Source organism: Desulfovibrio aminophilus DSM 12254, from assembly GCF_000422565.1.
Lineage (GTDB): Bacteria > Desulfobacterota > Desulfovibrionia > Desulfovibrionales > Desulfovibrionaceae > Aminidesulfovibrio > Aminidesulfovibrio aminophilus.
The window spans coordinates 122,732-138,404 of record NZ_KE383877.1 but is presented as its reverse complement, the minus strand read 5'-3'; the positions used below and the strand labels follow the sequence as shown (position 1 = coordinate 138,404).

Below are 15,673 nucleotides of genomic sequence, written 5' to 3'. Positions count from 1 at the left end.
GAAGGACGGGGGAAGGGCTCCGCCCTATGCCGAGGCCGTTGGTTCGGGCTGGTCCGGGAGGGTGACGCGGACGGTGGCGCGGCCGGGCTTGGAGGAGTCGGCCTCGATGGTTCCGCCGTGGGCCTGGGCCACGAGGCGTGCGGAGTACGCGCCGAGGCCGGTGCCGTGGAGTTTTCCGGCGGTGGCGTACTTTTCGAAGAGGCGGTCGCGGATTTCCTTGGGGATTTCGCCCTGGTTGGCGATCTCCAGGACCACGGAGCCGGGGCGGCGGAAGAGGGCGGCCACCACGGCCGCGTCCTCGGGCGAGGCCTCGAAGGCGTTGCGGGCCAGGTTGTCGAGCAGGGTGCGCAGGAGGCGTTCCTCGCCCCGGATGGCGAAGGCCCGGCCGTCGTCGGGCAGGCCGTCCACGAGCAGGGTCCAGCGGCAGGAGGGCCGGGCCGCCAGGCGGGCGTCCTCCAGGGCGTCGCGGACCAGGGCCGCGAGGTCGAGGGTCTCGGGCGCGAGCTGGTAGACGCCGGTCTCCATCTTGTAGAGATCCAGGGAACGGTCGATCATGGTCAGGAGGCGCTGGGCGGAGCGCTCCAGCTCCTTGAGGATGACCTCCTGGCGGTCGTTGACCGGGCCTTCCTGGCGCAGGACCGTGGGGGTCATGAGCAGGGAGGAGAGGGGGCCCTTGAGGTCGTGGCGCACGATGCGCTCGATGTCCTCGCGCAGAAGGTCGGCCTGCCGGCGGTCGGTGAAGTCGTGGGCCGAGAGGCGCAGTCCGGCGTAGGCGCCGCCGACCCGTTCGATGGGCTGCCAGGAGGCGGACATGTAGCGGCGTCGGCCGTCCTTGCGGCGCACGCGGAAGACGCGGTCGCCCGCGCTGGTCCGCTCCTCGCGGGCCCGGCGCAGCTCGTCGCCCAGGGCCGCGCGGTCCTCGGGGTCCACGAGGGGCAGGGGGTAGTCGGCCATGGCCAGGCATTCGAGCACGGAGAAGCCGGTGTGGCGCTCCACGGCGGGGTTGACCCAGAGCAGCGCGCCCTTGGGCGAGAGCCAGGACTCCCAGTCGTGGCCGTAGTCCGCGATGGCCCGGAACTCCTCCTCGCTCTTGCGCAGGGCGTTCTCGGCCAGCTTGCGGCGGGTGATGTCGCGCACGGCCAGGACGATGCCGGTGACGCGGCCCTGGTCGTCGCGGACCGGAGACTTGACGGTGCAGGTCCAGATGGCTCCGGCCGGGGTGTCCAGGCGGTCGTCGCGGGTCACGCTCTCGCCGGTGAGGAGCACGCGGCCGTCGTCGAGCTTCATGATTTCGGCCTGGGCCGGGGGGAAGAGGGCGGAGTCGTCGCGGCCCAGGATTTCGGATTCCGGGCGGCCGAGGAGTTCGCGGAAGGAACGGTTCACGGCCAGGTAGACCGAGGAGGCGTCCTTGAGGGCGATGGCGTCGCGCACGGAGTCGATCATGGTCCGGCGCAGAACGCGCTGGCGCTCGACTTCGGCCTCGGCGCGGCGGGACTCGGTGACGTCGTGGATGACGCAGAGCAGGAGGCGGCGGTCCTTGATCTCCACCGGGCTGGCCAGAACCTCCACGCAGCGGGCGCCGCCCTGGCCGGTGAGGTGCAGGGCCTCGATCCGGCCGCCGCTGTCGCTCATGAGGCGCTTGATGGTTCTGCGGACCTCCTCCAGGGGCGTGGTGGTGATGTCCCAGACCGAGAGGCCGCGGCTCTGCTCCTCGCTGAGGCCGTAGAATTCGTGGGCCGCGCGGTTGGCCCCGACCACGGTCCCGCTCTCGGGATCGATGAGGGCCATGGGCGCGGCGTGGGCGTCGAAAAAGGTCCGGAACAGGGAGAGGTCGGAGCCGTTTCCCTGGACCAGGAGCTTCATGAACTCCACCTGGTTCGCGTTCGGTCCGTCGGCGTCGCTCACCGGTATGTTTTTCGCCTCCATCTCACACCTTGCCCCCAAGGGAGCGGAAAGACAAGGGTCGGACGACAGGTTCTAAAACCCGCCGGGAGTTGGCGGCGGCCGACGCCGTCGTGGAATGTCCGGCCGGAAGCTACTCCTCGGTGATGACCCGGCCGGTGGAGAGGAAGGAGATGCCCTGGGAGTTGGCGGTGCCGATCATGACCGCCTCGACCACCGGCGGCGGCACGGGCCGGTCCGAGGTCCAGCGCACCAGGAACTTGGCCCCGGAGCCCCCGGCCGAATCCTTCTCGCTGACCAGGAACTCGCGGGTGCCCAGCGGCGGCACGCTCTCGGCCTTCTCCAGGTAGCGGCGCACGGGCTTGCCCGCCGTGTCGTAGTAGTCCACGAAGAGCAGGGTGATGGGATGATCGGCGTCGGTGTTGCGCACGCTCAGGGTGGCCGAGAGGTCGAAGGGCCGGTCGCGCAGGCCCTGGTAGACGTGGGAGTAGAGCGGCACGTAGACGGTCTGGCCCTTGGCGCGCGGCGACCCGGCCAGGGCCGTCGCGGCCAGGCAGAAAACGGCGATGAGGGCGAGGGAGGCGATGCGGTGTCTCATGGCGACTCCTGATGCGTCCGGCTTGCGCCCGGACGGGCTTGCGGCTACACTTTCCGGGAGGTGACTCCCATGACGTTGCACAAAGACCTTCTGGATATTCTGGCCTGCCCGCTCTGCAAGGGCAAGCTCGTTCTGCTCCCGGCCTCCGACGGCCTGCTCTGCGAGTCCTGCGCCCTGGTCTACCCGATCAAGGACGAGATTCCGGTCATGCTCACCGACGAGGCCGCGCCCCTGGCCAAGTGGACCGGCTCCAAGCCCGCCTGACCGTCTAGCGCACCCGCCGTCCCGGAGCCGCCGCGCGCCAGCGTTCGGCCAGATCGAGCGCCTCGCGCCGCGCGGCCTCGTCCAGGTCGCGGTCCATCTGCTCCCGCGCCAGCCCGGCTTCCTCCAGCCCTCGTTCCTCGGCCAGCACGAACCACATGTAGCCCTGGGCCGAGTCCTCCCGGCCCAGGCGGCCCCCGGCGAAGAGGCGGCCGAGCTGGTACATGGCCCGGGCGTCCCCGCGCTCGGCGGCGGCCCCGAACCAGCGGTTGGCCTCGGCCAGGTCGCGCCCCACGCCCTCGCCCTCGAGATACATGCCGCCCAGGAGCACCTGGGCCTCGACCTCGCCCTGCACGGCCGCCCGCTTGAGCCAGGTCGCGGCCTCGGCCGGGTCGCGGTCCGTGCCCCGGCCCTCGCGGTACATCCGGCCCAGCTCCAGCTCGGCCCCGGCATGTCCCTGGGCCGCCGCCGCGTGCAGCAGGCGCACCGTCTCCCAGGGTTCTCCCGCCGGAACGCCCCGGCCCTCGGCGTACATCAGGCCCAGGCGGTACTGGGCTTCGGCCAGGCCCTGGTCCGCCGCCAGCCGGGTCCAGCGCGCGGCCTCGGCGTCGTCCCGGGGCAGGCCCCGGCCCGTGGAGTAGAGCACGCCCAGGGCCGCCTGGGCCTGGGCGTCGCCCTTGTCGGCGCGCTCACGCAACGCTTCCGGGGTCATGGGCTTGTCCCGTCCGCCGGAGCAGGACCACCCGCAGAAAAGCGCCGCCGCCACCAGCACGGCGGCCAATACCCTGACCATCATGCCCCCACCCTAGCCCAACCCGCCCCCCCGCGAAACCCCCCCAGGCTTCGCCGGGTCATGGAACAGCCAAGAGGCTCCCGCCTTCTTGCCGGACCTCCGTGGCGCGGCTCTTTCGGGCGTCCGCTCGGAAAAGCCGCGCCGCTATCGGGTCCAGGACGCAGTCCTGGCGCGGGGAGTGGGGGCGCGCAGCCCCCACGGCCTCTGTCACCCTTTTGCCGTCCTGCGAAAGGGGACCGCCCCCTTCGGGGGCTTATAGAAAGGCGGCAGAGACGCCCATTTCGGCGTTTTTCTGAAAACCGGCGAAGCCGGTCAATATGCTGATTCGCTGCAAAGAGCCGCAAATGTGCCGCTGATCTTCGCGGGGGCGGAAAACCGGGGCTAGGCTCCGCCAGAAAGGAGGCGGAGATGAGCCCGAGAACCGTGACCCTGACGAATTTCACATCCGGCGAGCTGTCGCCCCGGCTGGAGGGCCGGGTGGACCTCTCGCGCTACTACAACGGCTGCCGCGAGCTGGTGAACTTCATCGTGCATCCGCACGGCGGAGTGACCCGGCGCGGCGGCCTGCGGCTGGCGGCCGAGGCCGGGAACCCGGACCAGCCCTCGCTGCTGCTGGCCTTCGAGTTCAACGCCGAACAGGCCTACGTCCTGGAGTTCCACGAGGACGCGGCCGGGACCGGGCGGATGCGGGTCTTCCGCGACGGCGGCCTGGTCCTGGGCGCGGACGGCGCGGCCTTCGCGCTGGAGACCCCGTACCGCCGGAAGGACTTCGCCCGGCTGCGCTGGACCCAGTCCAACGACACCCTGTTCCTGGTCCACCCGGACCACGCCCCGCGCACCCTGACGCGTTCGGGCCACGCGGAATGGACCCTGGCCGAGGCCGCGTTCACGGGCCGCCCGGAGTCCTGGGGCGAGGGGAACTGGCCCACGGCGGTCTGCTTCTACGAGCAGCGGCTCGTGCTGGCGGCCACGCCCAAGGCCCCGAACACGCTCTGGTTCTCGCGCAGCGGGGACTTCTTCGACCTGCGCCGGGCCACGCGCGAGGTTCCCCTGGAGGGCTGGCGCGACGTGGAGCTGGCCGAGGGCGCGGGAAGCGCGGCCGACGGCCGGAGCGGAAACCAGTTCACGCTCTACGCCGGGGACGCCTCGTTCCAGGGCGGCTCGGCGCTCAAGGCCCGCGACGCCTCGGGCGAGCAGACCCGCTACTACCGCTACAAGGGCGCGCTGACCCGGCTGGCGGCGACCTCCGACCTGACTGTGGCCATGACCCTGGACGCGCCGGGGGCCGCCCAAATCGAGGCCGTGCGCGACGCGGCCGGGGCGCCGCGCGCGGAGTTCTGGGAGGAGTTCGCGCCGGGCGACCGCATCGACGCGCCCGTGGGCCAGGGACCGCTGGACGACGACGGCATCGAGGTCACGCTTTCGGCGGCCCAGGCCAACGCCATCGAGTTCCTCGCGCCCAAGGCCCGGCTCTGGATCGGCACGGCGGGCGGGGAATGGACCGTGAGCGGGGGCGACGGCGGGGCGGTCTCGCCGCTGAACATCAAGGCCTCCCAGGAGGGGGTCTCGGGCTCGGCGCGGGTCCGGCCGGAATCCGTGGGCCAGGGCACGCTCTACGTCCAGCGCTCGGGCCGCAAGCTGCGGGAGCTGTCCTACAGCTTCGAGGCCGACGGCCTCAGCTCGCGCGACCTGACGCTGCTCTCCGAACACCTCACCGAGGGCGGGATCACGGGGCTGGCCTTCGTGCGCGACCCGGACCCGGTGCTCTTCTGCCTGCGGGCCGACGGCGTGCTCCTGACCCTGACCTACGAGCCCGGCCAGGACGTGTTCGCCTGGAGCCGCCAGGTCACGGCCGGGGCCGTCGAGTCCCTGGCGGCGATCCCGGACCCGGCGGAGGGCCGCGAACGGCTCTGGGTCGTGGTGCGCCGCGAGGTCGGCGGCCGGACCCGGCGCTTCGTGGAGACCCTGGAGGCCGGGCTCGCCGGCGACGACCCGGCGGAGGCCTTTTTCGTGGACTGCGGCCTGACCTGGCGGGGCGAACTCGCCGAGGTTCTGGGCGGGCTGGAGCACCTGGCCGGGGAGACGGTGGACGTGCTGGCCGACGGGGCGGTGCAGCCGCCGCGCGCGGTGGCCGCCGACGGCACGATCCGGCTGGACCGTCCGGCGCGGGTGGTCCACGCGGGCCTGCCGTTCACCTCGGCCCTGACGACCATGCGCCTGGAGTCCGGAGGCGGGACCGGCACATCCCAGACCCGGCGCAAGCGCATCGTGCAGGTCTCGGCGCGTTTTTACCGCACCCTGGGCGGCAGGCTGGGCGCGCCGGGCGGCCGCATGGAGACCATGCACTTCCGCCGGGCGGCCGACGGCATGGGCCGGGCCCCGGCGCTCTGGAGCGGAGACAAGACCGTGAAGTTCCCCCAGGGCTCGGACCTGGAGGGCTGCGTGCGGGTGGAGGCCGACCGGCCGCTGCCCATGACCGTGCTCATGCTCGTTCCCGAGCTGGCGCAATACGAATGACCACAACGAACGCAAGGAGGTTCACCGTGGGAGGAGAAGCGATGAAGAGTCAGGGGGGCGCGGGCCTGATCCGCCAGGGCCTGGATTTCGCCCGGCGGGCGGAGGAGGACGACGAACTGCGCGATCGGGCCGAGGCCGCGGAGATCGACGCGGGCCGGGAGGCGGCCCGGGCCCGGGAGCAGGGCCGCGAGGAGGCCGCCGCCGTATCGCGCCGCGCGCGGCGGAACAAGGCCCGGCGCATGACCCTCATCGGCGGTTCGGGACTGGCCCTGTCCGGCTCGCCGCTGCTGGCGCTGGAGGCCGAGGCGGCCCGGGACGGCGAGGACGAGGCGGACGCGCGGAGCCGGACCGAGGACCGCGCCCAGGACCTGCTGCGTTCCGGCCGGGAGCGGGCCGAGACGCTGCGCGGGCGGCGCTCCGGCGGATCACTGCTTTCCCTGGGCTCGCGGCTCTGGGACAACCCTTTCTTCTAGGAGCGCATGATGACCATCGCATCGACCCTTTCCTCGGCCCGCTACGCGGGCAACGGCGAGACGCGGGAGTTCCCGCTGCCCTTCCGCTTCCTGGTCCCGGCTGACGTGGCCGCGGTCCTGCGGGCGGCGGACGGGAGCGAACGCGTCCTGGCCGAGGGCGCGCAGTATGAAATCACCGGCGCGGGCCTGCCCCAGGGCGGAACCTGCCGCCTGAACACGCCTCCGGCGGCGGGCGAGGTGCTCAGCCTCACGCGCGCGCCGCGCCTGGTGCAGGAGACGGACTACCAGGAGAACGACGCCTTCCCGGCCGAGACCCACGAGGCGGCCCTGGACCAGCTGACCATGATCTGCCAGGCCCTGGACGAGAAGATCGCCCGGGCCCCGCTGGTCAAGGTCTCGGCCGCCGCGCGCGGGCTCTCCCTGGGCGACCCCGCCCCGGGCCGGGCCCTGGTCTGGGGCGCGGACGGCCTGGCCCTGGAGCCCGGCCCGGAGGCCGGAGAGATCGCCCTGGCCCAGGGTTACGCGGCCCGGGCCGCGCAGTCCGTGACCCGGGCCGAAACCGCCCGCGACGCCTCCCAGGCCGCCCGCCAGGGGGCCGAGGCCGCCCGCGACGAGGCGGCGGCGCTGGCCGCGAGCCTGGAGCCCGCGACCCTGGCTCGAAAGACGGACCTCTCCACCCTGGAAACCGGCCTCATGTCCCTGGCGATGAAGCAGGCCGTGCAGGCAGGCGACACCGACCGCTCCATCCTCATGAATGGCTGGCTCGACCCGCTGACCGACGCCGGACAGGTGGCGCTCACGGGCATGGAGTTCCAAAGTGGTGACACCGGATACATCCAGCCCACGCCTGGCGGCGCGAACCTCGCCGTCCCGCTGAACCTCGCCGGGGCCGTTGGAAGCGGCGTCGCGGCCGGGGCCGGGGCCGTGAAGCTCGACACGACCGGGAGCGGGAACGTCCTGACGGCGCTGACCGCCACCATGCTCTCCAACGTGGGCATGACCGACTGGACGACCTACTTCGCCAACCTTGTCAGTGGAACGCCGGACGACAACGGGCCGTACTTCAACGCCGCCAGTGTCGGCTTCATCATCGACCTCGGCGTGGCGCGGACCATCACCGGGGCCGGGATGTACGGCTATCCGGCCGGGGCGGGCACGGGCGCGGTCTGCACCTGGGCCTATGCGGACGCATCCACCGGCCCGTGGACCAGCGTGGCGACCGACGCCACCTACGGCAAGACCGGCTGGACGGACAAGATGTGGACCGCCGCCGGGGCGCACCGCTTCTGGCGCTGCCTGTCCAACACGGGCACGAGCAACAGTCTGCGGCTCTCGGAAGTCCGGCTGTACGAGCGGGCCGACTACCCGGTGAACGACTTCGCCGTCTTCTCCCTGCCGACCCTGGACGCGGCGTACTGGACGGCGCTCAAGGCCGCGACCGGGAACGCGACGACCCCCGACGGGTGCGCCGTCTACGCGGCCGTGAGCTTCAACGGGAAGCACTACCTCGTCTGGACCGGAACGACCTGGAGAGGTCTGACCTACGAGAACAACGGAGTCTGGCAGTATTTCGTTCCCGCCGTCGGATGGGTCAACGCCTCGGCCAACGACAAGTTCACCGCCTTCAAGGAGGCGCTGGCGGCCCACGCGCAGAACAAGTGGCCCCTGGTGCCGCAGTACGCCCAATGGACCACGGACATCTGCGCCGGGGGGACGGCGGCTTCAGGGACGGCCTACTCTCCCGCCGCCAACGCCTTCGACAACGATACCGCGACGCGCTGGGAAACCGCCTCCAACGTCAACACCGATTGGCTGCAATACACCCTGCCGAGCGCCAAGCGGGCCTGGAAGGCGACGATGCGGTGCGACAGCGGCACCTACGGCCCCACCAACGTGACCATCTACGGCTCCAATGACGGCGGGACGACGAAGGCGACGCTGCTCACGCTGTCGGGCCTGACCTGGGTGAACGGCGAGAAGAAGGAATGGGTCATCCCCAAGGCCGCGCGGGGGAACTACACGACCTACGGATTCTCGATGCAGTACAGCGTCGATAACCGGAACATCATCGTGCATGAGGCGGAGTTCTACGAGGAAACCCTCCGCACCCCCACGAACGCCACCGGAATGACCCAGGCGCAGTGGGCGTCTCAGGCCGGGTTCGTCCCCGGCACGACCACGACCGTGGACGTCATGGCGGCCCTGACGACCTCCGACACGGCGTTCACTCCCGAGTTGAACGCCCTCGGGTTCACCGTGGACCGGACCACTGGGGTCGGCACCGCCGAATTCAACGCCTTCGAGGCCGTTGACCCGGACATCGGCCGGGCGGTCTTCGTCATGCAGGCCGTGGACGACATCACCCTGGACACGGACCTCAAGGCGTGGATGAAGCGCGGGACCGGGGCCTACACCCAGGTGCCGCTTGTCCCGGACAGCGCCTACGACGCCACGCGCGTCCTCGTGCGCGGGGAACTGGACATGAGCGCCACGCCCGGCACGGCCGCGCAACTCAAGCTCACCACGCACAACAGCAAGGCCGTCAAGGTCTTCCAGGCGGCCAACTACTTCAAGAGCAAGTAAGGAGGGAATCATGTTGAGTCTCATCATCGTCGCCGTCGTGTCCGCCCTGGCCGGTTTCGCGGCCGCCTGGGTCTGGCGGGGCAGGCTGCGGAAGAAGATCGGCGGGGCGCTCACCGACGCCGCCGCCAGGGTCAGGGAGGGCTGAACCATGCGGATCGAGACCAGGCCCGGCCCCACGCCGGGCGACAAGGAAGTGAAGGGGACGGGCGCGTAGGCCCGAAAAAAAAAGGGGAGGCGCGGGCCTCCCCTTTCTCGTTCCGCGTCGGAGCGCGGTCAGGCGACGACCGCGTGCGAGGCGTCCACGATGACCACGTCCGTCGTCTGGAGCCCTGTGACGCCGGAAACCACGGTGGCCGCGCTCTCCACGCCTTCCTTGCCGTCGGGGTCGTAGAGCAGGGAGCCGCCGTTGACGACGAAGCAGGCGTCCGTGCCGCCACTGCCGTCATAGGCGGCATAGTCGCTGTAGATGAAGTCGGACAGGCCGGAGGTGGAGGTGAAGCCGAAGCTTCCGCCGGAGTCGTCGGAGAGGAAGCCGATCTTGTCCTGGCCCGTGATGAAGTTCGTGGCCGTGTCCCCGAAGTCCGAGGTGGACTGGTACTCGATCAGGTCGGAGGCGCCGTCGCCCGCGGGCGCCGTATTGACGATCAGCGTGTCGCTTCCGGCCCCGCCGATGAGGATGTCCGCGCCGTCGCCGCCGATGAGCAGGTCGCCGCCGGCCATGCCGTTGAGCAGGTCGTCGCCGCTTTCGCCCCCCAGGGAGTTGGCTTGCCCGTCTCCGAGGAGCGTGTCGTTGAAGTCCGAGCCGGAGGCGTTCTCGATGCTGATGAGGGTATGGGTATATCCCCCCTCGGAGATGAAGGCCTGACCCGTGGACAGGTCGACCTCCACGCCGCAGCCGTCAGAATTGGACGGCGCGCCGTCGTACATGGCCGTGTCGCCGCCGCCGCCGCCGGAGAGGGTGTCGTCGCCCAGCCCGCCCCAGAAGACGTTGTCGCCGCTGTCGCCCTCGAGGAAGTCCGCGTACTGCGAACCCTCGACATACTCGAAGTTGGAGACCGTGTCCTGGTCGCCCCAGCCGTCGGTGGCGAGGTGATCGGAGAGGCTCACGGTCACGCCGCCGGGGTCGTCGCTGTAGGACAGCCAGTCCCCGCCGCCGTCCTGTCCGCCGCCGTTCAGGGTGTCGTTCCCGGCCAGGCCCTGGATCCAGTCGTTGCCGGTGCCGCCGGTGATCGTGTCGTCGTGCAGGGAGCCCATGACGCTCTGGATGTCGTTCAGGGTGTCCGTGCCGCCGAAGCCGTCCGAGGCCGTGCCCGTTCCCAGATTCACGTTCACCCCGGTGGGCGAGGTGAGATAGGACACGGTGGTGACGTTGTCCTCGAAGTTGGCGCCGTCGAAGGTGTCGTCGCCCGCGTTGCCCACGAAGGTGGAGGAGTGGGACGAGGTGGCCATGAACCAGTCCGCGCCCGCGCCGCCCCAGAACTCGTCCACCAGGGAGTTGAAGTGGTCCTGTTCGCCGGTGGGGCTGCCCCCGTCCGCCGAGCCGAGAAAGACCTCCGCTCCTCCGTCGCTCACGACCACGTTCACGCCGTAGTCGGCGGTCAGGTTGCGCCAGCTCATGATCTCCCAGCCGCTCATGGAGGCGGGGTCATGAGACACGCCGTTGAACTGGTCGTCGCCGAGGCCGCCCTCGAAGTAGAAGATCCCGCCGTACATGGTGTCCATGCTGACGGTGTCGTTCTGGCTGGAGCCCACCAGGCCCTCGATGCCCGTGAGCGTGTCGACGCCGTTGGAGGCGGTGACCGAGAAGGTCGTGCCGGTCACCGAGACGTTCAGGGCGGTGGTGCTGTCGGAGTAGACCGCGATGTCCAGGAGCCCGTTGATGGGATCGTTGGTCCCGCCGTCCAGGCTGTCGAACCCCGCGCCGCCGAAGAGCGTGTCGCCGCCGGGTCCGCCCTCCAGGGTGTCGTCGCCCTCGCCGGCGGAGAGGGAGTCGTCGCCCAGCAGGCCCATGAGCTTGTCCGTGCCCGTGCCGGTGGAGAGCGTGTCGTCGCCGCTCGAGCCTGTGGCCCAGACGTTGACGTCCAGCGCCGAGGCGTCCAGGTTCAGGCTGGTGATCCCGGCTCCGGCGAAGATCTTCAGCGTCGAGCCGGACGAGAAGCCCGCGGGCAGGGTCAGGCCGGCCGCGCCCGTGCCCGTGATGGTGATCACGTCGAAGTCCTGGAGCCTGTCGGCGGCGATCAGGGAGTTCAGCACCGCCGCCGAGCCGCTCACCGCGTCCTCGCCCGTTCCGCCGATGTAGCACTCGGTGTTGGAGATCTGCTGGACGTGGGAGGAACCGTCGTCCAGCACGGCCACGCCGCCGGTGGTCGAGGTCAGGGTCAGCCCCACCGTGCCCGCGAAGTCCGCGTAGCTCAGGGTGTCCGTGCCCGCGCCGCCGTCCAGGGTGTCGTCGCCCAGGGAGAAGTGCAGGAAGTCGTTGCCCGTTCCGCCGTAGAGTTTGTCGGCTCCCAGGCCGCCGTAGAGGGTGTCGGCCCCGCCGTTGCCGTAGAGGGTGTCGTTGCCCTCGGCCCCGACGATGGAGTCGTTGTTCTCGGTTCCGGCGATGGAGTCGGCGCCCATGGTCCCGAGGACGTCCAGGCCCCAGACGGCCCCGGCGGCCACGGCCAGGGTCAGCGAGCTGACCATGTCGTTGTTGGTGGTCACGTTGACCCGCGACCCGGCCGCCCCGCCGAGGTAGCGGCCCAGGGTCACGTTGGCCGCGCCGTTGGTGTCGCCCGCGAGGATCACGCTTTCCATGTAGGTCATGCCGGAGAGCGCGGTGGTGGCGTTCTCGCGGCAGACCGTCACCTGGTCCTGGCCCGCGCCGCCGTTCACCGTGGGGCCGACGGTCAGCGAGGAGCCCACGTCGATGGTGTCGTTCTGGTTCGAGCCCAGGAACTGCTGCACGTTGGTGAAGGCGTCCGTGTAGGCGATCTTGTCCGCCGTGCCCGCGTTGTTGCCGGTGAAGACGAGGTGCAGGCCCTGGCCCAGGCCGGAGTAGTTCAGGACGTTCACGCCCGCCCCGCCGTCGTAGGTCATGTCGGCCAGGGCTCCGGCGATGAAGATGTCGTTCCCCGCGCCGCCTTTCAGGGCCATGCCCACGGAGGCGGTGGTGGCGTCCATGGTGTCGGCCCCGGAGGAGCCGGTCAGGGTGTCGATGTTGCTGAAGGTCTGGGTCTGGGCCGTGCCGCTGGTGAAGACGACCGAGCCCGAGCCCACGTTCACGGAGACGCCCGTGACCGCAAGGCCGGAGAAGTCCAGGGAGTCGTCGCCCACGACGCCGTCGTATTGTTCGCCGTCGCCCGCGGAGCCCAGGAAGACGTCGTTGCCCCCGCCGCCACGCAGGATGTCCACGCCCGCGCCGCCGGCGAGGGTGTCGTCCCCGCCGCCGCCGTAGAGGGTGTCGTTGCCCGCGCCGCCGGTGAGCTTGACGTAGTTGCCCATGGACAGGGCGGAGCCGTCCAGGAAAACGCCGTTGTTGGTTCCGGCCGCGCCGGTGGTGGTCGAGGCGTCCACGTCCAGGAAGGTGGTCGCCAGGTTGAGGAAGTTGCCGTCGTAGAGGGTCTGCGTGAACTGCCCCTGGCCGCTGATCCGGTAGTGCTCGACCTCCCGCACGTTCTGGAAGGCCCCGGTGTCCATGCCCGCGCTGCCGGTCATGGTCAGGGTGTCGTCGCCGTCGCAACCGTAGACCGTGTCCGAGCCCGTGAGGTACGAGCCCATGACGATGGTGTCGGCCCCGCCCATGGCCAGCACCTCGTCGATGCCCGCGCCGGTGGTGATGACGTTGGCCGCGTCGCTGCCGGTGATGCTGTCGTTGAAGTTCGTGCCGACGACGTTCTCGATGCCCGAAAGGACGTCCGTGTCGCCCCATCCGTCGGTGGCCGTGCCCGCGCCGAGGTCCACGACGACGCCCAGGGTGTCTCCGTCCCTGGAGGGGTCTTCGCTGTAGACGACGGTGTCGCCGCCGCCGCCGCCGACCAGGGTGTCGTTTCCGGCGTTGCCCATGAGCACGTTGCCCAGGCCGTCGCCGGTAAGGGAGTCGGCGTAGTCCGAACCTTCGAGGTTTTCGAACCCGGAGAACGTGTCCGTGTCGCCCCAGCCGTCGGTGGCCGTGCCCGTGGCCAGACTGGCCGTCACGCCGCCGGGATCCTCGCAGAAGGAGAGCCAGTCACCGCCGTAGGCATCCTGGCCGCCGCCGACCATGAAGTCGTCGCCCTTCAGGCCCTGTATCCAGTTGCTGTGCGAGTCGCCGATGATCGTGTCGTCGTGCAGCGACCCCATGATCTCGCGGACGTCGACCAGGGTGTCCGTGCCGCCGAAACCGTCCGAGGCGACGCCCGTGCCCAGGTTCACGTTCACGCCGCCGGTCGAGGTGAGGTAGGAGACGGCCGTGTTGTAGTTCCCCACGCTCACGCCGATGAAGGTGTCGTCGCCCGCGTTGCCCACGAAGGTGGATTCGCGGGAATAGGAGGCCTGGAACCGGTCCGCGCCCGCGCCGCCCCAGAATTCGTCCACGTAGCAGTCGAAGCCGTCCTGCTCGCCGGTGGGGGTTCCCGAGCCCGCCGCGCCCTGGTAGACCAAGGCCGAACCCTCGCCCACGAGAACCTTCACGCCGGAGGTCGCGTCCAGGTCCCGCCAGCTCATGATGTCCCAGCCGCCCATGGAGTTGGGGGTGTGGTACGCGCCGCCGAACTGGTCGTCGCCGCGGCCTCCCTCGAAGTAGAACACCCCGCCGTAGTCCTGGGTCACGGTGACGGTGTCGTTCAGTCCGGAGCCCACCAGCCCCTCGATGTTCGTGAGCTGGTCGGTGGCGCCCGAGGCCGCGACCGTGAAGCTGACGCCGTTCACCTGGACGTTCAGGGCCGTGGTGCTGTCGGAGTAGACCGCGATGTCCAGGAGCCCGTTGATGGGGTCGTTGGTTCCGCCGTCCAGGCTGTCCGCGCCCGCGCCGCCCTGGAGCGTGTCGCCGCCGGCCCCGCCCATCAGGCTGTCGTCGCCCGCGCCGCCCGAAAGCTGGTTGTTTTCGTCGCTGCCGATGATGACGTCGTCGTAGGCCGTGCCGATGACGTTGGTGATGCCGGAAACCTTCGTGGGGGAGGCGTCGCCGTCCTTCCAGTACCACTGGTCGGCGGGATTGGCGATGTCCGCCTCCGCGCCCGCGCTGAGTCCCGAGAGATCCAGGGTGCCGCCCGTGCTCGGCGCGGGAGGCTCGTTCGGGGTGTCGTCGTCGGTGGTGTCGTCGCCGTCCACGACGAAGGTTCCGTCCGTGCCCTCGCCCGAACCGCCGCCCGAGGAGCCGCCGCCCGAGGAGCCGCCGCCCGTGCCGCCGGCATCGCCTCCGGGAGGAGACGGCGGAGGCGGCGGAGGAGGAGGCGGAGGGGGAGGCGGCGGCGGGGTCAGGTTCTGGTCGCCCTGGTCGCCTTGCTGGCCCTGGTCGCCCTGGTCGCCCTGCTGGATGTCCTGGTCCTGCTGGGCCAGATCTCCGGCCGGGTCGGGCGAACCGTCTCCCTGGTCGCCCTGGTCGCCCTGATCGCCCTGGTCACCCTGATCGCCCTCGCCGTTCTGGTCGCCGTTCTGCCCGTCCTGCCCTGGAGGCGGCGGAGGGGTGTAGTTCTGGGGCGGGCCCTGCTGCATGCCCTGGGGGCTGAACTGGTTCAGGTAGCTGATCAGGCCGGGGGGGGCGGGAACGGGAGCGCCCACCTGGACCACCCCGTCGGGGGTCATCATCACCGGGACCATCTCGCCCGAGCCGGTGAGAAGCTGGAAGCCCGTGCCCGAGCCGGAGAAGATGACCACCGGGCGGCCGTCGTAGACGAGCACGGTGTGCTGTTCCGTGGGCGTTCCGTCCGGGCCCAGGCCGATGACCGAGCCCACTTCCGTGCCGCGGATGCCGATGGTCGCCAGGGGGCTTTTGAGCTGGAAGGCTTCGGGGTTCTTGTCCGCGATCTGGCCGGTGACGGCGCGGAAGGTGCCCTGGGCCATCTTGAAGGCCAGGGCTCCGCCGCCGGTGTCGGGGTTGTAGGCGTATTCGTCCAGCGAGATGGTGGAGTCCGCGCCCTGGGCCAGCACGGTCTTGTCCGCGAAATGGATTTCCAGGGCCGAGCCCGGCCCGGTATGCACGGTGTCGCCCTGGTAGACGGGCGAACCCTGGGACAGGGCGCGGGCCCCGGACGGGCCTTCGGCCTGGGCTTGGCCGTGCAGGACGCTGACGGTTCCGATGGTCTCGGGCATGGCGGACTCCCCCCCGGAGTTCACATTCTACTATGTTGGAGAATACCCCGAGCGTTTTCCAGGGACAAGCGTTTTCTTGACGCTTCCCGAGAAAGGCGGAACGCGGAACGCCTCTCCGGTTTTGCCGGAACCCTCTCTTCGGCCTTTCCCTGTCCCCCCGAGGGGGGGCCTTCGGCCTGTTTTGGAAGGACGGAACGGCGGGAGCCTCCCGGTCTTTCCATGTCCCCCCCCGAAGGGGGGCGGCCCGTTTCGGAACGGCGCCGTCCCGCTTTGGTT

9 protein-coding genes are annotated in these 15,673 nt (G+C 70.6%); 5 read left to right on the top strand and 4 right to left on the bottom strand.

Annotation, left to right across the window (positions count from 1 at the left end; translation table 11 throughout):
- Positions 1–24 precede the first annotated feature (24 nt).
- Both H587_RS20040 and H587_RS0116545 read right to left on the bottom strand, forming a co-directional pair.
- Positions 25–1,905, bottom strand: a complete 1,881-nt coding sequence (locus H587_RS20040) for a sensor histidine kinase (RefSeq protein WP_169432803.1) — start codon at positions 1,903–1,905, stop codon at positions 25–27.
- A 130-nt stretch (positions 1,906–2,035) separates the two neighbouring features.
- The gene (locus H587_RS0116545) at positions 2,036–2,500 is read right to left on the bottom strand and encodes a DUF3124 domain-containing protein (RefSeq protein WP_027177171.1); all 465 of its coding nucleotides are present in this window, start codon (positions 2,498–2,500) and stop codon (positions 2,036–2,038) included.
- Between the two features lie 69 nt (positions 2,501–2,569).
- On the opposite strand from H587_RS0116545, the gene H587_RS0116540 reads away from it, so the two are divergent.
- The gene (locus H587_RS0116540; protein WP_027177170.1) at positions 2,570–2,764 is read left to right on the top strand and encodes a Trm112 family protein; all 195 of its coding nucleotides are present in this window, start codon (positions 2,570–2,572) and stop codon (positions 2,762–2,764) included.
- Positions 2,765–2,768: 4 nt separating this feature from the next.
- On the opposite strand, the gene H587_RS19375 is transcribed toward H587_RS0116540, so the two are convergent.
- Positions 2,769–3,557 carry a tetratricopeptide repeat protein gene (locus H587_RS19375; protein ID WP_051203106.1) on the bottom strand — a complete coding sequence of 263 codons (789 nt, stop codon included), beginning with the start codon at positions 3,555–3,557 and terminating at the stop codon, positions 2,769–2,771.
- Positions 3,558–3,962: 405 nt separating this feature from the next.
- On the opposite strand from H587_RS19375, the gene H587_RS0116530 reads away from it, so the two are divergent.
- Genes H587_RS0116530 through H587_RS21205 form a run of 4 tightly spaced genes read left to right on the top strand, consistent with a single transcriptional unit; the run spans position 3,963 to position 9,272 of the window.
- Positions 3,963–6,071, top strand: a complete 2,109-nt coding sequence (locus tag H587_RS0116530; RefSeq protein ID WP_027177169.1) for a phage tail protein — start codon at positions 3,963–3,965, stop codon at positions 6,069–6,071.
- A gap of 41 nt (positions 6,072–6,112) precedes the next feature.
- Complete coding sequence (locus tag H587_RS0116525) at positions 6,113–6,544, top strand: hypothetical protein (protein ID WP_027177168.1); 432 nt, start codon at positions 6,113–6,115, stop codon at positions 6,542–6,544.
- A gap of 9 nt (positions 6,545–6,553) precedes the next feature.
- Positions 6,554–9,127, top strand: a complete 2,574-nt coding sequence (locus tag H587_RS20035) for a hypothetical protein (RefSeq protein WP_051203104.1) — start codon at positions 6,554–6,556, stop codon at positions 9,125–9,127.
- Positions 9,128–9,137: 10 nt separating this feature from the next.
- On the top strand, positions 9,138–9,272 hold the full coding sequence (locus H587_RS21205; protein WP_245560904.1) for a DUF3352 domain-containing protein: 135 nt from the start codon (positions 9,138–9,140) through the stop codon (positions 9,270–9,272).
- 128 nt (positions 9,273–9,400) lie between these two features.
- On the opposite strand, the gene H587_RS21005 is transcribed toward H587_RS21205, so the two are convergent.
- Positions 9,401–15,397 carry a FecR domain-containing protein gene (locus H587_RS21005; protein ID WP_027177167.1) on the bottom strand — a complete coding sequence of 1,999 codons (5,997 nt, stop codon included), beginning with the start codon at positions 15,395–15,397 and terminating at the stop codon, positions 9,401–9,403.
- Positions 15,398–15,673: the final 276 nt, after the last annotated feature.

Excerpts from the sequence above, each read along its gene's own strand:
- H587_RS19375 (WP_051203106.1), bottom strand. The coding sequence starts at position 3,557 with ATGATGGTCAGGGTATTGGCCGCCGTGCTGGTGGCGGCGGCGCTTTTC.
- H587_RS0116540 (WP_027177170.1), top strand. The coding sequence starts at position 2,570 with ATGACGTTGCACAAAGACCTTCTGGATATTCTGGCCTGCCCGCTCTGC.
- H587_RS0116545 (WP_027177171.1), bottom strand. The coding sequence starts at position 2,500 with ATGAGACACCGCATCGCCTCCCTCGCCCTCATCGCCGTTTTCTGCCTG.
- H587_RS20035 (WP_051203104.1), top strand. The coding sequence starts at position 6,554 with ATGACCATCGCATCGACCCTTTCCTCGGCCCGCTACGCGGGCAACGGC.
- H587_RS21205 (WP_245560904.1), top strand. The coding sequence starts at position 9,138 with ATGTTGAGTCTCATCATCGTCGCCGTCGTGTCCGCCCTGGCCGGTTTC.
- H587_RS21005 (WP_027177167.1), bottom strand. The coding sequence starts at position 15,397 with ATGCCCGAGACCATCGGAACCGTCAGCGTCCTGCACGGCCAAGCCCAG.
- H587_RS0116530 (WP_027177169.1), top strand. The coding sequence starts at position 3,963 with ATGAGCCCGAGAACCGTGACCCTGACGAATTTCACATCCGGCGAGCTG.
- H587_RS0116525 (WP_027177168.1), top strand. The coding sequence starts at position 6,113 with ATGAAGAGTCAGGGGGGCGCGGGCCTGATCCGCCAGGGCCTGGATTTC.